Consider the following 21,347-nt stretch of genomic DNA (forward strand, 5'->3'; position numbering starts at 1 on the left):
ATGCGACTGCTATTTCTGGGTGACATGGTCGGCAAGACGGGACGCACCGCGGTCTGGGACCGCCTGCCCGGTCTGGTTTCCGACCTGAAGCTCGACTTCGTCATCGTCAATGGCGAGAACGCCGCCGGCGGCTTCGGCATCACCGAAGACATCTTTCTCGAGACGATCAATGTCGGCGCCGACGTGGTGACGACAGGCAATCACGTCTGGGACCAGAAGGATGCCGTCGCCTTCGCCGGCCGCCACGACCAGTTCCTGCGACCGGCAAACTATCCGCAGGGAACGCCTGGCCGCGGCTCCGGCCTCTTCTATGCGCGCAATGGCGCGCGCATTCTCGTCGCCAACATCATGGGCCGCGTCTTCATGCATCCCGAGCTCGACGACCCCTTCAAGGCCGCCGAGACGATCCTCGCCGCCTGCCCTCTGAAGGAACAGGCCGATGCGATCATCTTCGATTTCCACGCGGAAGCGACGAGTGAGAAGCAATGCTTCGGCCATTTCGTCGACGGCCGCGCCAGCTTCGTCGTCGGCACCCACACCCACGTGCCGACCGCCGATGCGCAGATCCTGAATGGCGGCACCGCCTACATGTCGGATGCCGGCATGTGCGGCGATTACGACTCCTCGCTCGGCATGGACAAGGAAGAGCCGCTCAACCGCTTCATCTCCAAGATGCCGAAAGGCCGCATGGAAGCCGCGACCGGCCCCGCTACCATCTGCGGCGTCGGCGTGGAAATCTCCGATGCGACAGGTCTGGCGGAAAAGATCGCTCCGCTGCGGCTTGGTCCAAGACTTGCCGAAACGATCCCGGAGTTCTGGCGTTAACACACAATTGTGAGCATGCTCCGTCTGGACCGCTGCGACGGCATGCCGCATCCTTTCCGCTTCGTGAAAGCGCCGGAGGGGTGGCATGAAGCCGCATTGTCTTGTCCTCGCTATCGCATGCCTTGCGGTTTTCACCGCGCCGAACCTTGCCAAAGCCCAGGAAGAACGAGAACCTGTCAGTCAGTGCCAGGCCATCGCCCAGAATATCCCCAAGGCTATCTTCGCGAGTTTCTCCAGTGTAGCGCCGATCGTCCCTGCGGTTTCCGAGGATGAGGACGTCAAATTTACCTATCTCGGCCATTCGACGTTCGAAATAGAGACTCCCGGCGGCATCGTCATCGCCACCGATTATAATGGCTGGTACAGGCCGGCCATTACGCCCGATGTCGTCACCATGAACAAGGCGCACTCGACGCATTACACGCTGACCCCGGATCCCGGCATCAAACACGTGCTGCATGGGTGGAGCGACATCCCGGGCGAAAAGGCCAGGATCAATCTCGTCGTGGGCGACGCCTATATCCACAATGTGACGACGGATATCCGTTTCAGCTATGGGCTGGGCGGCTCGCAACTGGACGGCAATTCAATCTTCATCTTCGAAATCGCCGGCCTCTGCATCGGCCATCTCGGCCATCTGCATTACGAGCTGACCGATACCCATTACACGGAAATCGGCCGGCTCGACGTGGTCATGGTGCCGGTCGATGGCGGTCTGACCATGGGTGCCGACAGCATGAGCCGCGTTATCAAGCGGCTGCGCTCGTCGCTGATCCTGCCGATGCATCGCCGCGGTCCGCCGGTCAACGCCTTCATCTCGATGTTCGGCAATGGGTTCGACGTCAGTTATGCACCGGACAACAGCATCACCGTTTCGCTGCGCACGCTGCCGAAAAAGCCGCTAATCTACGTGATGAAGGATGTGCAGTAGAAGGCCCGAACTGTGCCGGGCCTTTGGCTTATGCAAATTGCAGATGTCGCTTGATGCCGACGTCAGGCATCTTCTCCTCGTCGAAATTGGCCTTCGCAATTTCCCAGCCGAATTTCAGCTTGCTGCCGGTCGAAACCCAGATCTCGGCATCATCGACATGCATGGCAAGCATCGTCAGCTTCGGATCCTTCTTGCCACCTTCGTACCAGGCGGCAACGACGGAGTTCCAGAACTCCTCGATTTTCGCGGGATCCGGACGCACCTCGATAACCCCGGACAGGCAGGCATGATAATCATGGTTCTTGCCGATGACGCAGAAATGCGCACGGCTGCCGGGTTTGATCTTTTGTACGAGTTCGGCATCCGTCTTGGTATAGAACCAGATCGTATTGGTGGTCGGATCGACATTGGGGGCCATCGGCTGCATATGCATATCGACGCCTGAAAGGCCGAGCATGCCGGCGTGGATGTCGTTGATCTGATCCCAGAGTTGACGCGCCGGTTGTTCACGGGCTTCGCTGAAGCTTGCCATAGCCGTTCCTTTCCTGCTGGTGCTGTCCGGTTGAAAACGTCGCCTCTCAGGCTTTGTTCCGCCACCTATCAAGCCATGATGGCAAGACCGAATGGCCGCTTTTTCCTTGAATATCGCCCTTTCCGATCTTATAAGGCGGCCCATTCCGAACAATGAGACGTGAACAGGGGTGCCATGGCTGGCCATTCACAGTTTAAAAACATCATGCACCGCAAGGGCCGTCAGGATTCCGTGCGGTCGAAAATGTTCTCCAAGCTCGCGCGCGAAATCACCGTTGCCGCCAAAGCTGGTCTTCCCGACCCGACAATGAACGCCCGACTGCGCCTGGCGATCCAGAACGCCAAAGCCCAGTCGATGCCGAAAGACAATATCGACCGCGCCATCAAGAAGGCCTCCGGCGCCGACACCGAGAACTATGACGAAGTCCGCTACGAAGGCTACGGCCCGGGCGGCACGGCGATCATCGTCGAGGCCTTGACCGACAACCGCAACCGCACCGCCTCCAACGTCCGCTCGATCTTCACCAAGGCCGGCGGCGCACTCGGCGAAACCGGGTCGGTGTCCTTCTCCTTCGATCATGTCGGCGAAATCACCTACAAGCTGTCTGCCGGCGATGCCGACAAGATCATGGAAGCCGCCATCGAAGCAGGCGCCGACGATGTCGAGACCGATGAAGAGGGTCACTACATCACGACCGCTTTCGAAGCTCTCGGCGACGTCGCCAAGGCTCTCGAATCGTCCCTCGGCGAAGCCGAAACCGTAAAAGCCGTCTGGCGCGCTCAGAACAACGTGCCGGTCGATGAGGAAAGAGCCCAGTCGCTGCTGAAGCTCATCGACTCACTGGAAGACGATGATGACGTGCAGAACGTCTATTCGAACTTCGAAGTCTCGGAAGAGGTTCTGGCCAAGCTCTCGGCTTGAGACCTCTCCAATACGAAACAGAAAAACCCGGCTGCGCTCAGCCGGGTTTTTTCTTTGTCTGGTATTCTTGTGATCAGGCTGCAGCCCGCATGAAATTGCCGAGCCCGGCAAAGAGCTCCACCGATTTCAGCCGCGCCTCGATGTCATGGATCGGCATCGAAATGATGACCTCATCCGCCTGCGTTTCCTTGAGGAAATCGTTGAGCTGGGTTTCGGCCGTGGCCGGCGAGCCGACGACGGCGTAGCGCAGCGTATGCTCGACATTCATCTTTTCCATCGGCGACCAGAAGGCATCCATATCCTTGACGGGCCGCGGGAAAGGTCCGCGCACATTGCGCCGGAGGTTGACGAACTGCTGCTGGGCTGAGGTAAAGTGATACTGCGCCTCCTCGTCCGTCTCCGAAACCGCCCCCATAACGCCGACCATCACATAGGGTTTGTCGAGTTCGGCCGAAGGCTGGAAACGGTCGCGATAGATCGCGATAGCATCGAGCAACATGTCAGGCGCAAAATGCGAGGCGAAGGCAAAGGGAAGGCCGAGCATGGCCGCAAGCTGGGCGCTGTAGAGGCTGGAGCCGAGCAACCAGATCGGGATGTGCGAATTGTTGCCGGGCACGGCAAGGATTGCCTGGTCTTCGATCGGCGTATCGAGGAGCTGCTGCAGTTCCACCACATCGTTGGGGAAGCTGTTTGCGCCGGCATCAAGGTTACGCCTCAGCGCCTGCGCCGTGCGCATATCCGTTCCCGGCGCGCGGCCGAGGCCGAGATCGACGCGGCCGGGAAACAGAGCTTCCAGCGTGCCGAACTGTTCGGCAATGACGAGCGGCGCATGGTTCGGCAGCATGACGCCACCCGAACCGATGCGGATGGTCTTCGTCACCGCCCCGATCTGCCCAAGGATGACCGAAGTCGCCGCACTCGCGACACCGGGCATGCCGTGATGCTCCGCCATCCAGAAACGCGTATAGCCGAATTCCTCCGCCTTCTGCGCCATGCGCTTCGACGCCGCAAAGGATTGGCTGATGGTCGTGCCGTCTGCCACGGGAGAAAGATCGAGAATGGAAAAGGGAACCATGGAAACCTGCCGCGCAAGAATGGGAGTGCGGTCTATGTAGGTTCGCTATGGCGCTATTCCAAATCGCGACGCAAACAAAAGCTGCCGCGGAAAATAACCGTCATTCGTCGAAAGCCGGGGAGAATTTCAATGCGCCTGATGGTGGCGATCCCTTGAAGACGATCCGCTGGACATATCGCGTATCGAGATCGCCATAAGTCAGCTTTCCATCGCTTTCGAAGCCTGCGCCGCGATAAACCGCGGGATCGCCGATCAGCGCGCAGCCGCTCGCACCACGTTCTATCAGCAGATCGAGCCCTTTCAGGATCAACGCTCTGCCAATCCCCTGCCGCTGCCGCTCCGGCTTTACCGAAATCGGCCCGAGCCCATACCACCCATCCTTGATGTCACCGATTGTGATCGGCGAGAAGGCGATATGGCCGATGATCTGCCCGCCTTCTTCGGCGACGAGCGATAGCGTTAGATTACCTGACGCGCGAAGATCCCTGACAATCCGCGCTTCGGTATTGTTGCTGTAAGGCATCGGTTCGAACGCCACCCACGTCAGCGCGTGAATGGCATCCGCGTCCTCAGGCCTTTCGAACCGGATCAGCATGATGCGATCAGGCCCGCCTGCGCAGCTGATGCACGTCGGCGCTGTGCTGCTGATATCCTTCGGCAAGGGTGAAGTTGCCAAGCTGGCGGTCCATCTCCACAGCTTCCGTTGCCAGGCGATGGATCGCGGCCGTCGTCTCCTCGACCATCGCCGCATTCTGCTGCGTCATGGAATCAAGCTCGGCGACCGCGCTGTTGATCTGCCGCAGCGTATCGGCCTCCTCGCGAGTCGATTCCATGATCTCATTGATCTGACCGTTGATAGCTTCGACATGGCCGCCGATGCCGGTGAGCGCCAGCCCTGCCCGTTCGACCAGCGCCACGCCGCTTTCGACCTCATGCGTGGATTTCTGCAGCAGGCTGGAGATTTCCTTGGCCGCACTCGAAGAGCGTTGCGCCAGTTCGCGCACTTCCATGGCGACGACCGCAAAACCCTTGCCGCTTTCGCCGGCGCGTGCCGCCTCGACGCCGGCGTTCAGCGCCAGTAGATTGGTCTGGAAGGCGATATCGTCGATAACAGAGATAATGGTGTTGATCTGGCGCGAAGACGCCTGGATCGCTTCCATCGCCGCGATCGTCTCGCGCATGATCTGGCTGGAGCCGACCGTCTCCTTCTTGGCGTCACGGGCAATGCGCTCGGCCTGTTCGGCCCGTTCGATCTGCACGCGCACCGACTGGGTGATGGCGCTGATGGCATTGGCCGTCTCGGTGATCGAACTTGCCTGCCGTTCGGTGCGGCCGGCCAGCTCATCCGCCCCCGTGCGCATCTCCTCGGAGCCTGCCCGGACGGCCATGGAGTTGCCGCCGATCGCCGTCATCGTTTCGTTGAGCGTCGCCAGCGCCTCATTGAAGTTCACGCGCAGACTTTCGAGCTCGCTCGGGAAATGGGTTTCGATCTGGTAGGCCAGATCGCCGCTCGCCAGATGATGAAGCCCCTCGTCGAGCGCACTGACGACGTCCTGCAGGCTGCGGGCTTCTGCCTCGCGCTGTGCAAGGTTCTGCTGGCGCTCGCTTTCGGCATGTGCACGCGTCTGCTCGCTCGCGGCTTCGAGTTGACGGCCTTCGATCAGCGACTGCTTGAAACGAGCGAGCGCCTTCGCCATCGTGCCGATCTCGTCCTTGCGATTCTGGCTGCCGATCTCGACTTCTAGCCTGCCGTCAGCGACTTCGCGCGTTACGCCCGCAAGGCGGGCGAGCGGCGAGAACAGAAAGTTGGTGATGAGCCCCGTGGCAACAGCCATGATGACGAGAACGCCGATGCCGATCCAGGTCAACAGCGTGGCGATCTCGATGGAGCCGGCATTCAATTCGCTGAGCAGTACGCTTTCGACGACGAGGAACCGGTCACCGCGATAATCGATGCCGCGCACATAAGCGCGTGCCGCACCATCGGCGCGATCGAAATCCGCAACGGTCATCGCCGAGCTCGCTAGCGCATCCTTGATGAAGGTGAACGGCGCAGTATCGAGCGTCGCAAGCTGGCCGGATGCATTGAGACCGACGGCCGAGCCGTCACCTGAAATGATCGCAGCCTGCGCCGTGCTGCCGGACACGATACCCTTCGCTAGAATGCTGGTGACGACATCGTCGCGCACCTTGAATAGCATCAGACCCTTCGCCTGGCCGAGCTTGACGATCGGCACGGCGTAGAAGATCGCCGACTTGCCGCTTCCGGCATCGACACGCAGGCCGGAGAAGGCCGTCGGCGCGGAATCGTCCGTCGCCTTGGCGGTGTTTTCGATTGCCTTGGCATAGGCGATGCCCGCGCCGGTTGATTTCCAGGCGTCCGATTTCAGATTTTCCGCGAAGTCTTCATTCTTCCTGTAGGAATAGAGCACGGTGCCATCGAGATCGACGATCAGGAGGTCGCTGAAGGCGGTATCGGCGAGGTCGCGGGCCACTTCGCCCTGCGTCTTCTCATGGCTCGAATAGTAGAACCCGCTCGGCCCCTCGGGTTTGATGAGCTTTTCGCGCTGGTCTGCCGGGTTCGGGTTGTCGGCGATGAAGACCCTCCTCAGCTCGCCTCGCGCGTCGCCGGAGCTTTTCTCCATCGTTTTCCAGCCGCTCTTCAGATTGGTGATCGACATTTGCAGCGCTTCGATGCGCGCAATCGAGGTCGCCTGGTTTTCGAGCTGTTCGAGCTGATCCTGCAGCATGTCGCCGCGGAAGATCAGCACGCTCTCCTTCGCCTTCAGTGCCTGCTCGTCGGAAACGCGGCTGCTGGCGAAATAGGCAAGGATATTGATCACCGCGACCGAAAGCGTGGTCAGCAGGATGAAGGTGGCTATCACCTTGAAGGACAGGGACTGAAATCTCTGAGCCATGAAAAACGAACCCTTCCGGAACGGCGCCGCCGACGGGTGGGATCACGGAGACATCACCCAGCGGTTGAACTGTAAACAGACCATTGGAAGCCTTAAGCTTTGCGAAAGCCGGCTCCTCTCACATTTGATGGATTAGAATTCAGGCATTCGGCTTAATTCGCGGTAAATGCGGCCGCGCAAAACACGGCATGTTTTTGTTTTGTTCACATATCGGTGGCACTTATTTCGCCATCGCTATAGGGTGAGCCATGCAAAACACGATTCGTATTATCGGCATCGATCCCGGCCTTCGCCGTACCGGATGGGGCATCATCGATACGCTCGGCAATTCGCTGCGCTTCGTTGCCTCGGGAACCGTTACCTCGGATGGTGACATGGACCTCGCCTCACGCCTCTGCCAGTTGCATGACGGCCTTGCCGATGTGGTCCATTCCTACAAGCCGGAGGAAGCCGCCGTCGAACAGACCTTCGTCAACAAGGATGCGGTAGCCACGCTGAAACTCGGCCAGGCCCGCGGCATCGCCATGCTCGTGCCAGCCCGTGCCGGTTTGCCGGTATCGGAATATGCGCCAAACGCCGTGAAGAAGACCGTCATCGGCGTCGGCCACGGCGAAAAGCAGCAGATTCACATGATGCTGAAAATTCTGATGCCAAAGGCGGAGTTCAAGGGCAACGACGCCGCCGACGCCTTGGCGATCGCCATCTGCCATGCTCATCACCGTGGCGCAAACCGCATGCGGCAGGCAATCGCCGGCGCTCCCCAAACCCATCCCTGACGGAACAAGATCATGATCGGCAAGCTGAAAGGCACCATAGACGAGATCGGCGACGACTATGTGCTCGTGGATGTGCACGGCGTCTGCTACGTCGCTTTTTGCTCGGCGCGCACACTCTCAAAGCTCGGTTCCGTCGGAGAGGCCTGCGTGCTCTTTATCGAGACCTATGTGCGTGAGGACCAGCTGAAGCTCTTCGGCTTCCAGACACAGCTCGAACGCGAATGGTTCAACCTGCTGCAGAGCGTGCAGGGCGTTGGCGCGAAAGTGGCACTCGCCGTGCTTTCGACGCTCACACCGCCCGAGCTTGCCAATGCCATCGCCCTGCAGGACAAGACCGCCGTTTCGCGCGCTCAGGGCGTCGGTCCCAAGGTCGCGATCCGTATCGTCACCGAGCTCAAGAACAAGGCGCCCGCCTTTGCCGGCGAGGCGATCAATATCGGCCTCAAGCAGGAGATCGGCGAAGGCGTGGCCGCAGCCCCCGTTGCCGACGCCGTTTCGGCCTTGACCAATCTCGGCTATTCGCGTGATCAGGCGGCCAATGCGGTTGCCGCCGCCATGAAGACGGCCGGCGAAGATGCGGATAGCGCGAAGCTGATCCGTCTCGGCCTGCGGGAACTCTCACGCTGATGGCCCCACAGGGTGTCAATGCAGGCCGCTTGGTGTATGGACTTGAGCAAGCTTCTAACGGAAATACTCAATGACTGATGCCCGCCTGATAACGCCGGAAAAGCGTGGCGAAGACTTCGACACCACGCTGCGCCCGCAGTCTCTGGACGAGTTCACCGGCCAGGCGGAGGCGCGCGCCAATCTCAAGATCTTCATCGAAGCGGCCAAAAACCGCGGCGAGGCACTGGACCACGTTCTCTTCGTTGGCCCGCCCGGCCTTGGCAAGACGACATTGGCGCAGATCATGGCAAAGGAGCTCGGCGTCAATTTCCGCTCAACCTCCGGCCCCGTTATCGCAAAGGCTGGCGATCTGGCCGCTCTGCTGACCAATCTCGAAGAGCGCGACGTTCTCTTCATCGACGAAATCCATCGCCTCAACCCGGCAGTCGAGGAAATCCTCTATCCAGCCATGGAGGATTTCCAGCTCGACCTCATCATCGGCGAGGGTCCTGCCGCCCGCTCGGTGAAGATCGACCTGTCGAAATTCACGCTCGTCGCCGCCACCACCCGCCTCGGCCTGCTGACCACGCCGCTGCGCGACCGTTTCGGCATTCCGGTGCGCCTCTCCTTCTATACGGTGGAGGAACTGGAGCTGATCGTTCGCCGCGGCGCCCGCCTGATGGGCCTTGGCATGACCGATGACGGCGCCCGCGAGATCGCGCGGCGCGCCCGCGGAACGCCGCGTATCGCCGGCCGCCTGCTGCGCCGCGTGCGCGATTTTGCCGAAGTCGCAAGGGCCGAAGCCGTCACCCGTGAGATCGCCGACGAGGCACTAACCCGCCTGCTGGTCGATAATATGGGCCTCGACCAGCTCGACAAACGCTACCTGAACATGATCGCCGTCAATTTCGGCGGCGGCCCGGTCGGCATCGAAACCATTGCCGCCGGTCTCTCCGAGCCGCGCGACGCGATTGAGGACATTATCGAGCCTTACATGATCCAGCAGGGCTTCATCCAGCGCACACCGCGTGGCCGCGTTCTGACCGCAATCGCGTGGAAACATCTCGGCATGCAGCCGCCGAAGGATATGGAGGCTGCGCAGTTCGGGCTGTTCCGGGAGGACGATTGATTGATCAGCCGGCGCGGCTTTCTCAAGCTCATGGGCGGCAGCTTTGCCGGCCTCATGGCACTCGGCGGATATGCCTTCGCCTATGAACCGCTGGCCCGGCTGGCAATTTCCCGTTATACGCTGACCCCGCCGGGATGGACGCCCGGCCTGAAGCTGCGCCTTGTCGCATTGGCCGATTTCCACGCCTGCGAACCCTGGATGTCCAAAGACCGCATCGCTTCGATCTGTGCCCGCGCCAACGAGCTGGAAGGTGATATCATACTCCTGCTCGGCGACTACGCCGCCGGCATGAACATGGTAACGCGTTACGTTCACTCCAGCGAATGGTCGAAAGCGCTCGCGACGCTCAAAGCCCCGCTCGGTGTCCACGCGATCATGGGCAACCATGATTGGTGGGAGGATAGGACTGCGCAGAAGAATGGCGGAGGCGATACGTTCGGACATAGGGCTTTGGCCGAAGCCGGCATCCCCGTCTACAGCAATCGCGCCGTCCGGTTGGAAAAGGACGGGCATCGCTTTTGGCTGGCAGGTCTGGAAGATCAGCTAGCACTCCTGCCGGGCAGGAAATGGGGCCGCAGCCGGATGCAGGGTCTCGATGATCTCGGCGGAACGCTTGCGCAGGTTTCCGACGACGCGCCCGTCATCCTGCTTGCCCACGAGCCCGACATATTTCCGCGCGTGCCCGAACGTGTATCGCTTACTCTGTCTGGCCACACGCATGGAGGACAGATCCGTCTTCTCGGGTATTCGCCGATCGTGCCCTCGCGCTATGGCGATCGCTATGCCTATGGTCATATTGTAGAAAACGGCCGAAACATCATCGTTTCCGGCGGGCTCGGCTGCTCCATCGCGCCCGTGCGCTTCGGCATTCCGCCGGAGATAGTGGTCATCGATCTCGGATAATATCATGCCCAAGAGAACCGTCGTTCGCCTCAATGCAGGCAGCCAGCGCTTCAACTACCGCATCGCCGGGCTCGGATTTCGCGACGGACACGTGCTTGTCCATCGCGCCGTTCACGAACCTTTCTGGACCTTCCCCGGCGGCCGTGCCGAGATCGGCGAAACCTCTGAGGAGACGCTGAAGCGAGAGATGATGGAGGAGCTCGGTGTCGAAGTGACCGTCGGCCGTCTGCTCTGGTCCGTCGAGAATTTCTTCCATTACGAGGGGCGCGACTGGCACGAACTCGGCTTCTACTATCTCATGGAAATCCCCCAGGAATTTCCGTTCCGCACACATGAGATCATTCATCGGGTGGAGGATGGCGATAACCATCTGGAATTCAAATGGGTACCCGCAACATTTCAGGCTCTGACGGCACTCGATATTCCGCCCTATTTCCTTGCCGGTGAGATCGAAAACCTGCCCGCCTCACCCCGTCACCTGGTGTGGCGCGACGGTGATCTCGATGACAAGGATTAGAGCTATTCTGGCAAAAGTGCGAAGCGGTTTGCGTCCAGAATGGCGTGAAAACAAAGAGATAAAGCATTTTCGTGTTTCGAGGAAAAAAACGGAAATGCTCCAAGGAGGAGACGCGATGCCGAGTTTCGATCCCTGCCGCATGTTCCGAAAGCTCGCCTATAACAATGCCCTGGCGAACAACCGGCTTCTTGCCGCCTGTGCAGCCCTAAACCCCGGTGAATTCGAGGCCACGCGCACAAGCTTTTTCCCGTCGATCAAATCGACGTTGAACCACATCCTCACGGTCGACTGGTTCTATGTCGATGGCCTCGAAGGCGGCACCCTCGGCCTTCGCGCCTTCGACGTCGAAGAACCCTTCGATGACCTGCCATCGCTCTCCGCAGAGCAAGCGAAGGTCGATCAGCGCCTTGTTGCCATCTGCGAAACGCTGGCGCCCGAGAAGCTGGTCTCCATCATTGAGCTTCAGCGCAACGGCCGCGTCCAGCGGGAGCGCATGGAGGATGTGTTGAGCCACCTCTTCCAGCATCAGACGCACCATCGCGGGCAGGTGCATGCCATGCTCTCGGGCAGCAGCGTTGCTCCGCCGCAACTCGACGAATTCATCGTCGATGACGATGCGAGGTTCCGGGGCGGCGAGATCGCCGCTCTCGGCTGGAGCGAGGAGATGCTGATGCGCTAACCCTTGAGGCGCGCCTTCAGGCCATCGATGATCGTCTTGGTCAAAAGATCATAATTCTCGTCGAAGTGATGATCGCCCGGCAGTTCGATAACCTCGCCGCCGACATCTTTGACGGCGGGACAGGCCACATCGTCATCATCGTCCTTACCGTATATGCACTGGACGAGCTTCGGATCGGCATCTTTGAGATCCTTGACGGGATCGCCGCCAGCACCTTCAGTCTTCTGGCCGAGCCAGCCCATGACGGAGATGACGTAATCGACCTGATGCGACATCGACAGAAGCGAAATCTGCGCCACCGCCGTCTTCTCAGCCGGTTTCAGCAACTGATAGGTGGCTGGCAGGATATCCGCGCCGAAAGAGTAGCCGATCAGCAGGACATGTTTCACCTTCCACTGCTTGCGGTAAAACTCGATGATGCGCGAAAGATCGTCGGCCGTTTCCTGCGGCTTCCGCTCCGTCCAGAAATAGCGCAACGAGTCGATACCGACGACCGGAATGCCTTCCTTCTGCAGCATGCCGCCCACTTCCTTATCGATGTCGCGCCAGCCACCGTCGCCGGAATAGATCACCGCCATCGTATCGAGGTTCGGCGTGGCGTCGAGAACGGCAAGCGGCAGGCCGAGCGGATTGTCGAAGGCGCCCGAAGCCGTCACCAGGTCATCGAGCGTGTCGGCAAACACGGTCTGCGCATCATCGGACGAGTCGCGGATGTCGATCGCATCGTGGACCTTCTTCAGATTCTCGACATGGGCGCGGCCATCCTTGTCCGCCTGAGGCGTGAAGGTAGCGATAACAGGGTCCGGAAGAGTGCCGTCAGTGAGCCCATAGACGCTACGATCACCGACCACCTGCCTTGCTGCGGGCGTGCAAAGCATCTTGGCAAGCGGAATACCCGCACGCGGATCGACGGCAAATGTCTGGCCGATCGTCGCATCAGGCGTCTGCGCGGCAATGGCCAAAGCCAGAGCGCCGCCCTCGCCGATGCCGGCAATGATGGGCAGGTGATAGGGGCTGTTGCCGGCGGCGCGCTGCACCTGCTGGCTCAGCGATTCAATATCGGAAACCGTATAGATGCAGCCGTCGTTGAGGCTGACGTCGTAGCGATTGAGCGCTTCCATATAGGACGGAAAGTCGACGCCGATGACGATGGAGCCCTGCGAAACCAGGCGGTCGGCCTCGGTCTTTTCGTAGTCACCCCAGCCGGCCGCATCGGAAATCAGGAAGACGGCGCCCTTCACTTCGCCCTGCGGCAGGAAGATGTGCGGCGAAGGGATCAGGCCCGTTTCGAAACTTTGGGTGGTTTCATCGGCAGCATAAGACGGCACGGCCGCAAGCATGCTGACGCATGCAGCAGCAAACAGTATGTTTTTCATCATTTTCTCACTACCCCTTTCAATCCGCCCCCGATCAGAAATGTCGCATCCATCAATGCGATCATCGGATTGCCTCCTCCGGAAACCGCAAGATAGCGCGGTTGCCAGTGCGGATGAAACTTGGATTTGAAGGCACGAAGCCCCTTGAAATTGTAGAAGCGCTCGCCGTGTTCGAAGACGGTCCCGCCGATACGATCCCAGACGGGCGCCACCTCGCGTTTCGACATGCCGGAGAGGGGCGCCATGCCGAGGTTGAAATGCTTAAAGCCCTGGGCGCGCAGATATTCCATGATCTGCACGAACAGGAAGTCCATGGCCCCCTTCGGCGCGTCGGGCGAGAAACGCATGAGGTCAATCGTCCCCTCCTCTTTCGCCGCTGTGACGAGGATATTGGCAAAGGCAACGATCCGGCCGTCCTTCTTGAGAACGCCGACCGGCTGCGACGTCACATAGTCCGGATCGAAGGCGCCGAGCGAGAAGCCCTTCTCCTTGGCGTTGTGATGCTCGAGCCAGGCATTGGAAACGCCCGAGAGCTCGCCGATGATCTCGGGGATATCGGCAGGTTCGACAACGGCGAATTCCAGGCCGTCGCGTTGCGCGCGGCTTGCGGTCTGACGCAGGTTCGCCCATTTGCCGCCCTTCATCTCGAAAGTGCGCAGATCGGCCACCGCCAGTTCGCCGAGCTTGAAAGCGCGCAGGCCAGCATCGGCGCAGTGCGAAAGCAGCGCCGGCGAAATCTGGTAGAAGACTGCACGGCAGCCAGCGGCGCGCGCCGCTTCCACGAAGCGCCAGACCAGCTCCTGCACGGCATGATGCTCGCCGATCGGATCGAACAGCGCGATCCACGACCGGCCCTGCCGGCCATACATGATGAAGGCGTCGCCCTTTTCCGAGAACATGATGGACTTGTCGCCCATGCGCACGAGGTTGGCGTCCGCACTGTCCTGCTTCTCGACGATCGCGACAGCGCGGCGGATCGCCTCCTCGTCCGCCGGCTCCGGCTTGAAGGTCGCTGGCCTCAGCAGGCTGAAGATGGCGATCGCCGAGGAAATGATGGTGATGCCGAGTACAGCACGCAGGCCGCGCGGCGCTTCCGCCGCGAATTCAAACTGCCACCAGAGTTGGTTGCTGTATTCCACGTCGCGATAGACGAAGAGCAGGATGACAACCGCACCGACGACGATCACCGCAATCGCCATCAGCCAGGATGCCGTCATCGCCTGATTGAGAAGTGAAGCATGGCGGGTAAAGAGCCGGCGGCTGACGAACAGGCCGAAGACCAGGAAGGCGAGGAAGGCCGCCTCGACAAGGGCGATCGCCTTCAGCAGCGAGAGCGTCAGGGCAGCGACGGCGGAAAACACCGCCACCCACCAGGCTCCATCGAGCCGCTGGCCGAGTCCACGGGCGGCAACGACCAGCGCAAGACCGAGCAGACTGGAGAGGAAATGCGCGCCTTCTACCATCGGCAACGGCAGATAGTTGGAGAGGAATTCGAGGTTCTGATCGGGCGTCGGCGTCACGCTCGAAAAGATCAGCATGACCCCCAGGAGCAGCGCCAGCGCCGAAAGAAGCTGCGGCATCAGCCGCCCGCCGATGCGCCGGACGCTAGACGCGGCCGGATGATCCACGAAGCGGCGTAGTTCGGTGGCGGAGACCGCAAGGATGGCGATCAGCAGCGGCAGCACATGATAAATCAGGCGGTAGAGCACCAGCGAACCGAGCACGGCATCGATATTCACCGCACTGCCGAGCGAGGCGATGATGACGGTCTCGAAGACGCCGAGCCCCGCCGGAACATGGCTCAGCACGCCAAGCCCAACGGCGATCGCATAAACCGCCAGAAACACCGGCCAACCGATCGCCGTCTGCGGCAGGAGCACGTAGAGCACCGAGGCTGAGGCTGCGATATCGAAGGCGGTGACCAGGAACTGACGCGACCATGTGCGCGAATCCGGCAGGCGCAACGCAATCGACCCGATTTCGATTACCCGGCCTTCGCGCCCAAGCACCATGAGGGAACCAAGGATCGCCAGGATCGCCGCTGCCATGATACGAAGCCAAAGGCTGCTGACGCTGATCAGCGGCGCAATTTCATCGGCGATGATAAGCAGCGCAATCGCCGCCACGGCAGCAAGACCGAGGCCGAAGGACAGCGTCACGAAGGCGATGATGCGACCGATATCTTCAGGCGAAAGTCCAAGCCGCGTATAGGCGCGGTAACGGATCGCCCCACCCGACAGCGCGCCGAAACCGGCGGTGTTGCCGACCGCATAGGCGCTGAACGCCGTGAGCGCGACATGCGGAAAAGGCAGCCGCTTGCCGATATAATCGATGGCGTTGAGATCGTAGAAGACGAGTGCCAGAAAGCTCAGCGCCGTGAAAAACAGAGCGAGCAGAATCGAACTCAGCCGAGTTTCGGCCAGTGCCTCCACCACGTCATCGTAGCGCACCTCGTCCGTCAGCTGCATGATCGCGTAGCCGACGAGGCAAAAAATAAGAAGCGTGGCGAAAGCCGTCAGCGGCGTCCTATAGCGTCGGAAAAGTACTCCTGGCGAAAAGCCCTCTTCCGTCTCCGAATTCTCTTCCAACTCGCCGTGACCCGACATCTCATACCTGCCGCAATTGCCAGTTTCGCGGGAAACTCTTTCGAAAGACGTAACATAAGCAACATGCAAGCTCTATGAACCCTGTTGCGGCTACCCGTACCCGCGCACTTGCCGCCTCCTTTATCCCCAATTGGGGCAAATTTGCGCAGCACGCAGGCCTGAATGCATTGCATTTTCGTAAGCCTCTCCTCACCCTCGATACATATCCGAAAAGATCAGGCCGCTGGCTCATCGCGTGCCCGTGAGTGCGCCGCATAGCGAGCGGCGGCGGCATCCACATCGAGTTCCCGCTCGCCGGAAACCTGCACCGTCGGCACCGCGAACTGGATGCCGTTTTCCTTGAAGGCATTGCGGATCATCGCCAGTGCGTTACGGCGGATGACGAACTGCTCGCCGGGCTTCGTCATCATCGACAACCGGATCTCGATGGCGAATTCACCGAACTGTTCCACGCCCTTCATCTTCAACGTTTCGATGATATTCGGACCCCACTCAGGGTTATCGAGAAGCTGCTGACCGATCTGCTTGATGATCTTCTTCGTTTTCACGAGATCGGTGTCGTAGGTCACGTTCAGGCTGATCTTGTCGATCGTCCAGTCGCGGTTGAGGTTCTTGACTGCCCCAAGTTCGCCGAAAGGCACCGTCGTCAGCGGTCCGCGGTGATGGCGGAGTTTGACGGAACGCAGGCTGAAAGCTTCGACCACGCCCTTGTGGCTGCCGCTTTCGATATATTCGCCAACGCGGAAAGCATCGTCCCACAGATAAAACATGCCACTGATGACATCCTTGACGATGGTCTGCGCGCCGAAGCCGACAGCAACGCCGACGACGCCGGCGCCGGCAATCAGCGGTCCGATCTCGATACCGAGGCCCGAAAGCACCATCAGGACGGCAATCACGACAATGACGACCGCGAGGATATTGCGGAAGATCGGCAGCAGCGTCTGCAGACGGGCGCGCTTGACCTTCCCTTCGTCGCTGACCGTGCCATCGACGGGTGAATCCAGAAGCTTGCCGTCGATATAGGCCCTGACGAGATGCCAGAGCAGATCGGCCGCAAGGAGAATGACGATACCGCCGATGATGCCGCGCGCCACCCGATCTATCATCGTTTCATTCGACGTCATCATCGTGGCGGTTTCGACGCCGAGCATGCGCCCGAGCCAGATCGCCGCAAAGGCGATGATCAGAGCCCGCACGCCGCGGTCGAGCAACACGGTCGCAATCCGGCGCTTGGCGAGAAAACCCGCTTCGGCATTGTGGAATGATTTGACCGCAAGCGTCGAGACGGCAAGCACTCTCGGCAGCAGGAGCACATAGATGCAGACCCAGAGCAGCCAATCGAAGCTCAGCACCCAGATGCCCCAGAGCAGTAGGAAATAGAGGATCAACAGCCAGGTAACCGCATGGCTGCGCCTCGTCTCATTGCCCGGCCGCGACCAGACCGCCTCCGTGGCAATCAAAAAGAGGCCAATGCCGAGCACATAGCCGACCAGATAACGCGCGGCCATCGAATAGCCGAGCGGCACCATCGACTGGAGAATGGCCCAACCGAAGACGAAGTAGATGACGAATAGCGTACAGCGCCGAAACCAGAATTGCGCGACGGCCGGATCGACCGCGACCGTCTCACCCTCGCCACGCGGCAGTGTGACGAGATCGACCACGACACCGCCGATGGAAACGGCGAAGCGCTGCACGACGACAGCAATGGCGACGGCGATCGCGATATTCTGGCTGACTGGCGGCCAGTTGAAGCTGATCAATGCAAGCCCGGTCGCGAGGCCGAAGACGATGGCAGGAACGATGCGCGCGGCCAACCGGGTGCCGGTCATCTGTGCCGCCCGCTCCCGCCGTTCGCGTACCGCCCTCCGCACCAGGATTTCAACGACGAAGCCGGTGACCAGGATGGCAAGAAATTGTGCGGCCATGCGCAGCGGACCAGCAACACTCAGCTCGCCGAGGAAGAGCGATGAAGCCCGTGCGATTTCGGATGGCAGCGTCATGGCTGCGCCGGAGACCATAGCGATGTGCCGGCGGGCATGCTGAAGGCGGCCGGACAATATCGACATTTCCTCGTTATTGCCGTTCGAGGCTGCTGGCGCCGCCATTTGCGTCGCCATCCATTGCTTGACCTCCGGCGTCTGCATCAGCTCCATCATCTGCCGCACTTGGGCAGGCGGTGGCGCAACATCAGTGGAAGCTGACGGCGTCTGCGCGTAAACGGCACTGAAAAGAGAAAGCAACAGCAGCATGCCGCAGATGCCGATCGCAGAAATTCGCCCCATACCCGCCTCCGGTTTTGTACGTCAGGCATTTATGCAAGCGCCGCAGCGGAAATGCCAGCCGAACAAATGGTCTAGCTGAATACCGGCAAAAAGAAAGCCGCCGGACCTTCCGGCCGGCGGCTGATATAAGCATCAATGTGCTTCGCTTATTTGTGCGGCTTTTCGGCATGACCGCCGAAGCCGGCGCGCATGGCCGAAAGCACCTTGTTTGCGAACTCGTCCTGGTCGCGAGAAGAGAAGCGGCCGTGCAGCGCGGCGCTGAGCACCGGCGTTGGAACGCTTTCATCGATGGCGGCCATGATCGTCCAGCGGCCTTCGCCGGAATCCGAAACGCGGCCGGCATATTGGGTAAGGACCGGATCCTTGTGCAGCGCATCCGCCGTCAGGTCGAGCAGCCAGGAGGTGATGACACTGCCGCGGCGCCAGACTTCGGCAATTTCCGGCAGATTGAAATCGTACTGGTAGAATTCCGGATGAGAGAGCGGCGCCGTCTCGGCGTCGGCCTCATGCGTCAGAGCACCGACATTGGCGTGCTTCAGGATGTTGAGGCCCTCGGCATAGGCAGCCATCAGGCCATATTCGATGCCGTTATGAACCATCTTAACGAAATGGCCGGCGCCATGCGGGCCGCAATGCAGGAAGCCCTGCTCCGCAGTGCTGAGAGCCGCAGCTTCCGGCGTGCGGTTCGGCGAGTTTTCCGTAGTGCCCGTACCCGGCGCCAGCGTTGCGAAGATCGGTGAAAGATGCTGAACGATACCTTTTTCGCCGCCGATCATCAGGCAGTAGCCGCGCTCGAGGCCGAAGACGCCGCCGCTGGTGCCGACGTCCACATAGTGAATGCCCTTGGTGATGAGTTCCGCGCCACGGCGAATGTCATCGTGATAATAGGAGTTGCCGCCGTCGATCAGGATATCGCCGTCATGCAGCAGCGGAAGAAGTGCGGCAATCACCTTGTCGGTGATCGCAGCCGGCAGCATCAGCCAAACAGCGCGCGGGCGGGCGAGCTTCGAGACGAATTCTTCAAGAGAGGCGCTGCCCTCTGCGCCGAGGCCGACAAGCTCGGTGACACTTTCCGGCTTGGCATCATAGACCACGCATTCGTGGCCGCCCCGCATCAAGCGCTGGACCATGTAATTGCCCATACGGCCCAAACCAACCATGCCAAGCTGCATATGAATCTCCTGGGATTTAATCGATATGATTCCGGAAACTAGCACCGGCATCGTGACAGGCAAGCGAAGTCTCCGTCACAAAGGCGAATGCCTCTATTGTACGGCTGTATCTTCCGCGCTTAACAATCTGCCGTCTTTGGAGCGTAATTCCAAGCTTCCAACACGTATATAGCCGCCTCGTCGGCGGCTATATGATCGTCTGCCTGCTCGGTGCGGCATCGGCACCATCGCGATGGCCCTCCGGATTGCAGTTAGCCGCGGCTCTCCCGCACCAGATGCACGATGCCAGCCGGATTGAGGATCCAGCCACCGCGGAGGCTGGAGGGCAGCGGCTCGATGGGATCGCAGCGCGGAACGCCGGCTTTCTCCAGATGCTCCGCGGCGCGGTCGAAATCCGGCGTCATGAATTCCAGCCAGAGCTCAGCCTGGCTCATGGTCGGCACCTTGTCGATCCAGAGCCGGATCGGCCCCAGTTCGAAGGAGACATCGTCCCCTTCGATTTCCTTCAGCTGCACCACGTCGCGGTAGAAAGCGACAGTTGCCTCATACCGATGTGGCGGAACCTTCATCGCGACGTCAATGCCGCCATAGATAAGATCGGACATGGCTTCCCCCTCAGCCTTCCGGCGCTCTTGCCTGTTCGCCGCGCATCTCGCTGAGGAACATGCCCTCTCGCAGATTGATGCCGTATTCGACGAAGGCCTTCATGCAGCAGAACATCTGCGTCCAGCCTTCGAGATTCTGATATGTTCCGCGCCGCCCCGGCTCATCCTCGCGCCAGCCGTCTTCGGCAATGGTCACCATGGTACCTCCGTCATCCAGCGGTTTGAAATTCATCTCTACGAGGGTTTTGTACGGCTTTTTCTCTTCGTCCGTGGCCCCGTCCCAGCGCAGCACGATCTTGCTGTCAGGCACGAGTTCGACCACCTCGACAGGCACATCTTTCCACCAGGTTACTGTCGTGCCCTGCACCAGCGGCGCGCTGGCACCGCCCACCGTGGTGAAATAGCTCGACAGCTTCTTCGGATTAACGACTGCATCGAAGACATCAGCCACCGGGCGGCCGATGCGGCCCGAAACGCGAATATTGAGGGACATGCGACTTCCTCCTCTTCTCCATTGTATCTGATGCAATTATGTTATAAAAACATAACATGTCAAGCGAATCGGATGACGACCCCATTTTCAAGGCGCTGGCACATCGCCGCCGCCGCGACATTCTCGACCTTCTGAAGGAAGAGCCGCGCACGACGGGCGCGCTCTGCGAGGCCTTTCCCGAGATGGACCGCTGCACCGTCATGCAGCATCTGAGGGTGCTTGAAGAAGCCGATCTCGTGATTGCCAGGAAGGAAGGCCGGGAGCGCTGGAACCATCTGAACAGCCTGCCGATCAAACAGATCCACGACCGTTGGATCAGTGCCTATGCCGGGCATGCGCTCTCTATTCTCGACCGGCTGAAGAGGGACGTCGAGGCTCCGCCGCACTAGCTTGCAGCGATACGGGCCGCTACTTTACGATAACGGGGCAAGGAAAAGAGCCATGCCGATATCAGGACCGACAATCCGCCGTATGCGCCGGCTGCGCAACATGAAGCAGGAGCATCTGGCCGAATTGCTCGCTGTCAACCAGGCGACCGTCTCCCGCTGGGAGCGCGGCATTTTGCCGGTCACAGCCGTTCAGGCAAGGCGGCTGGAAACCGTCTTCGCTTCCCCGTCCTCCTCAGCAGATGCCGCACTGAGACGGCTGGTCGAAGATTCCCGGAGCAAGGTTCACCTTATCTGCGACCGCACCCACCGACTTTTTGCCGCTTCCAGTGCGCGGCAAAGCGAATGGCGCCTGCCGCTCTCCGATTTCCTGGGAAGGCCGCTGTTTTCCTATGCTTCGGAGGAAATCATCAAGTCGGAACGAGAACTGGTGGATCTCGGCTGGCATGAGGGCGAAATGAATTCGCTGATGCTGAAAACAGGCGCAAACGGCAATCCGCACCTGCCCATCGCCGCCGGGCATGTGCTGTGGGAGCGCATCCTTCTCGCTGACGGCAGTGCGGCACGGCTGGTCACGACGGTCGGCTGAGCTGCAGAATTCCTGCATCC

Annotated in this window: 21 protein-coding genes; 11 read left to right on the plus strand and 10 right to left on the minus strand. The window is 60.3% G+C overall.

All coding sequences use genetic code 11. From position 1 onward, the window contains the following. Positions 1-825, plus strand: a complete 825-nt coding sequence (locus tag FHT82_RS23865) for a YmdB family metallophosphoesterase (protein ID WP_183735174.1) — start codon at positions 1-3, stop codon at positions 823-825. Between the two features lie 85 nt (positions 826-910). Then, positions 911-1,756, plus strand: coding sequence for an MBL fold metallo-hydrolase (locus FHT82_RS23870; protein ID WP_183735175.1), 846 nt, complete (start codon positions 911-913; stop codon positions 1,754-1,756). 28 nt (positions 1,757-1,784) lie between these two features. Here the strand turns inward: FHT82_RS23870 and FHT82_RS23875 are convergent, their stop codons facing one another. Beyond that, complete coding sequence (locus FHT82_RS23875; protein WP_183735176.1) at positions 1,785-2,288, minus strand: pyridoxamine 5'-phosphate oxidase family protein; 504 nt, start codon at positions 2,286-2,288, stop codon at positions 1,785-1,787. A gap of 174 nt (positions 2,289-2,462) precedes the next feature. Between FHT82_RS23875 and FHT82_RS23880 the strand changes: the two genes are divergently transcribed. Then, positions 2,463-3,209: a YebC/PmpR family DNA-binding transcriptional regulator gene (locus FHT82_RS23880; protein WP_183735177.1), complete on the plus strand. Its 747-nt coding sequence runs from the start codon at positions 2,463-2,465 to the stop codon at positions 3,207-3,209. Positions 3,210-3,282: 73 nt separating this feature from the next. Here the strand turns inward: FHT82_RS23880 and FHT82_RS23885 are convergent, their stop codons facing one another. The 3 genes from FHT82_RS23885 to FHT82_RS23895 form a co-directional block, all read right to left on the minus strand. After that, on the minus strand, positions 3,283-4,284 hold the full coding sequence (locus tag FHT82_RS23885) for an LLM class flavin-dependent oxidoreductase (protein WP_183735178.1): 1,002 nt from the start codon (positions 4,282-4,284) through the stop codon (positions 3,283-3,285). A gap of 100 nt (positions 4,285-4,384) precedes the next feature. After that, entirely contained in the window at positions 4,385-4,879 is a 495-nt protein-coding gene (locus FHT82_RS23890) for an N-acetyltransferase (protein WP_183735179.1), read from the minus strand. 7 nt (positions 4,880-4,886) lie between these two features. Then, positions 4,887-7,202, minus strand: coding sequence for a methyl-accepting chemotaxis protein (locus tag FHT82_RS23895; protein WP_183735180.1), 2,316 nt, complete (start codon positions 7,200-7,202; stop codon positions 4,887-4,889). A 248-nt stretch (positions 7,203-7,450) separates the two neighbouring features. On the opposite strand from FHT82_RS23895, the gene ruvC reads away from it, so the two are divergent. The 6 genes from ruvC to FHT82_RS23925 all read left to right on the plus strand — a co-directional run bounded on the left by ruvC (position 7,451) and on the right by FHT82_RS23925 (position 11,812). Next, complete coding sequence (gene ruvC / locus FHT82_RS23900; RefSeq protein WP_183735181.1) at positions 7,451-7,978, plus strand: crossover junction endodeoxyribonuclease RuvC; 528 nt, start codon at positions 7,451-7,453, stop codon at positions 7,976-7,978. A 12-nt stretch (positions 7,979-7,990) separates the two neighbouring features. Continuing rightward, entirely contained in the window at positions 7,991-8,605 is a 615-nt protein-coding gene (ruvA, locus tag FHT82_RS23905; protein WP_037103812.1) for a Holliday junction branch migration protein RuvA, read from the plus strand. A gap of 70 nt (positions 8,606-8,675) precedes the next feature. Continuing rightward, positions 8,676-9,713, plus strand: coding sequence for a Holliday junction branch migration DNA helicase RuvB (gene ruvB, locus FHT82_RS23910; protein WP_183735182.1), 1,038 nt, complete (start codon positions 8,676-8,678; stop codon positions 9,711-9,713). After that, positions 9,714-10,616, plus strand: coding sequence for a metallophosphoesterase (locus tag FHT82_RS23915; protein ID WP_183735183.1), 903 nt, complete (start codon positions 9,714-9,716; stop codon positions 10,614-10,616). It abuts the gene before it with no gap. 4 nt (positions 10,617-10,620) lie between these two features. After that, a complete protein-coding gene (locus FHT82_RS23920) occupies positions 10,621-11,133 on the plus strand; it encodes an NUDIX hydrolase (protein ID WP_183735184.1) in 513 nt (170 codons plus the stop codon). 115 nt (positions 11,134-11,248) lie between these two features. Beyond that, positions 11,249-11,812: a DinB family protein gene (locus FHT82_RS23925; protein ID WP_183735185.1), complete on the plus strand. Its 564-nt coding sequence runs from the start codon at positions 11,249-11,251 to the stop codon at positions 11,810-11,812. Here FHT82_RS23925 and FHT82_RS23930 read toward each other — a convergent pair. From FHT82_RS23930 to FHT82_RS23955, 6 genes are all read right to left on the minus strand, one after another. Continuing rightward, on the minus strand, positions 11,809-13,191 hold the full coding sequence (locus tag FHT82_RS23930; protein WP_183735186.1) for a virulence factor family protein: 1,383 nt from the start codon (positions 13,189-13,191) through the stop codon (positions 11,809-11,811). The two genes, FHT82_RS23925 and FHT82_RS23930, sit on opposite strands and share 4 nt — an antisense overlap. After that, a complete protein-coding gene (gene mprF, locus FHT82_RS23935) occupies positions 13,188-15,794 on the minus strand; it encodes a bifunctional lysylphosphatidylglycerol flippase/synthetase MprF (RefSeq protein WP_183735187.1) in 2,607 nt (868 codons plus the stop codon). Before mprF ends, FHT82_RS23930 begins: the two co-directional genes overlap by 4 nt. 215 nt (positions 15,795-16,009) lie before the next feature. Next, positions 16,010-18,082 carry a mechanosensitive ion channel family protein gene (locus tag FHT82_RS23940; RefSeq protein ID WP_183735188.1) on the minus strand — a complete coding sequence of 691 codons (2,073 nt, stop codon included), beginning with the start codon at positions 18,080-18,082 and terminating at the stop codon, positions 16,010-16,012. Positions 18,083-18,228: 146 nt separating this feature from the next. Further along, positions 18,229-19,254 carry a phosphogluconate dehydrogenase (NAD(+)-dependent, decarboxylating) gene (gene gnd / locus FHT82_RS23945; RefSeq protein WP_183735189.1) on the minus strand — a complete coding sequence of 342 codons (1,026 nt, stop codon included), beginning with the start codon at positions 19,252-19,254 and terminating at the stop codon, positions 18,229-18,231. Between the two features lie 251 nt (positions 19,255-19,505). Further along, complete coding sequence (locus tag FHT82_RS23950) at positions 19,506-19,859, minus strand: hypothetical protein (protein WP_183735190.1); 354 nt, start codon at positions 19,857-19,859, stop codon at positions 19,506-19,508. A 10-nt stretch (positions 19,860-19,869) separates the two neighbouring features. After that, positions 19,870-20,352: an SRPBCC domain-containing protein gene (locus FHT82_RS23955; RefSeq protein ID WP_183735191.1), complete on the minus strand. Its 483-nt coding sequence runs from the start codon at positions 20,350-20,352 to the stop codon at positions 19,870-19,872. A gap of 56 nt (positions 20,353-20,408) precedes the next feature. On the opposite strand from FHT82_RS23955, the gene FHT82_RS23960 reads away from it, so the two are divergent. Together FHT82_RS23960 and FHT82_RS23965 are read left to right on the plus strand one after the other, a co-directional pair. Beyond that, positions 20,409-20,741 carry a metalloregulator ArsR/SmtB family transcription factor gene (locus tag FHT82_RS23960; RefSeq protein WP_183735192.1) on the plus strand — a complete coding sequence of 111 codons (333 nt, stop codon included), beginning with the start codon at positions 20,409-20,411 and terminating at the stop codon, positions 20,739-20,741. A gap of 52 nt (positions 20,742-20,793) precedes the next feature. After that, positions 20,794-21,327, plus strand: a complete 534-nt coding sequence (locus tag FHT82_RS23965; RefSeq protein ID WP_183735193.1) for a helix-turn-helix transcriptional regulator — start codon at positions 20,794-20,796, stop codon at positions 21,325-21,327. The last annotated feature ends 20 nt before the right edge of the window (positions 21,328-21,347 follow it).

This window comes from Rhizobium sp. BK275 (assembly GCF_014193555.1).
GTDB lineage: Bacteria > Pseudomonadota > Alphaproteobacteria > Rhizobiales > Rhizobiaceae > Rhizobium.

Coding starts and splice junctions, on each gene's coding strand:
- FHT82_RS23865 (WP_183735174.1), top strand. CDS start 1: ATGCGACTGCTATTTCTGGGTGACATGGTCGGCAAGACGGGACGCACC.
- FHT82_RS23870 (WP_183735175.1), top strand. CDS start 911: ATGAAGCCGCATTGTCTTGTCCTCGCTATCGCATGCCTTGCGGTTTTC.
- FHT82_RS23875 (WP_183735176.1), bottom strand. CDS start 2,288: ATGGCAAGCTTCAGCGAAGCCCGTGAACAACCGGCGCGTCAACTCTGG.
- FHT82_RS23880 (WP_183735177.1), top strand. CDS start 2,463: ATGGCTGGCCATTCACAGTTTAAAAACATCATGCACCGCAAGGGCCGT.
- FHT82_RS23885 (WP_183735178.1), bottom strand. CDS start 4,284: ATGGTTCCCTTTTCCATTCTCGATCTTTCTCCCGTGGCAGACGGCACG.
- FHT82_RS23890 (WP_183735179.1), bottom strand. CDS start 4,879: ATGCTGATCCGGTTCGAAAGGCCTGAGGACGCGGATGCCATTCACGCG.
- FHT82_RS23895 (WP_183735180.1), bottom strand. CDS start 7,202: ATGGCTCAGAGATTTCAGTCCCTGTCCTTCAAGGTGATAGCCACCTTC.
- ruvC (WP_183735181.1), top strand. CDS start 7,451: ATGCAAAACACGATTCGTATTATCGGCATCGATCCCGGCCTTCGCCGT.
- ruvA (WP_037103812.1), top strand. CDS start 7,991: ATGATCGGCAAGCTGAAAGGCACCATAGACGAGATCGGCGACGACTAT.
- ruvB (WP_183735182.1), top strand. CDS start 8,676: ATGACTGATGCCCGCCTGATAACGCCGGAAAAGCGTGGCGAAGACTTC.
- FHT82_RS23920 (WP_183735184.1), top strand. CDS start 10,621: ATGCCCAAGAGAACCGTCGTTCGCCTCAATGCAGGCAGCCAGCGCTTC.
- FHT82_RS23925 (WP_183735185.1), top strand. CDS start 11,249: ATGCCGAGTTTCGATCCCTGCCGCATGTTCCGAAAGCTCGCCTATAAC.
- FHT82_RS23930 (WP_183735186.1), bottom strand. CDS start 13,191: ATGATGAAAAACATACTGTTTGCTGCTGCATGCGTCAGCATGCTTGCG.
- mprF (WP_183735187.1), bottom strand. CDS start 15,794: ATGTCGGGTCACGGCGAGTTGGAAGAGAATTCGGAGACGGAAGAGGGC.
- FHT82_RS23940 (WP_183735188.1), bottom strand. CDS start 18,082: ATGGGGCGAATTTCTGCGATCGGCATCTGCGGCATGCTGCTGTTGCTT.
- gnd (WP_183735189.1), bottom strand. CDS start 19,254: ATGCAGCTTGGCATGGTTGGTTTGGGCCGTATGGGCAATTACATGGTC.
- FHT82_RS23950 (WP_183735190.1), bottom strand. CDS start 19,859: ATGTCCGATCTTATCTATGGCGGCATTGACGTCGCGATGAAGGTTCCG.
- FHT82_RS23955 (WP_183735191.1), bottom strand. CDS start 20,352: ATGTCCCTCAATATTCGCGTTTCGGGCCGCATCGGCCGCCCGGTGGCT.
- FHT82_RS23960 (WP_183735192.1), top strand. CDS start 20,409: ATGTCAAGCGAATCGGATGACGACCCCATTTTCAAGGCGCTGGCACAT.
- FHT82_RS23965 (WP_183735193.1), top strand. CDS start 20,794: ATGCCGATATCAGGACCGACAATCCGCCGTATGCGCCGGCTGCGCAAC.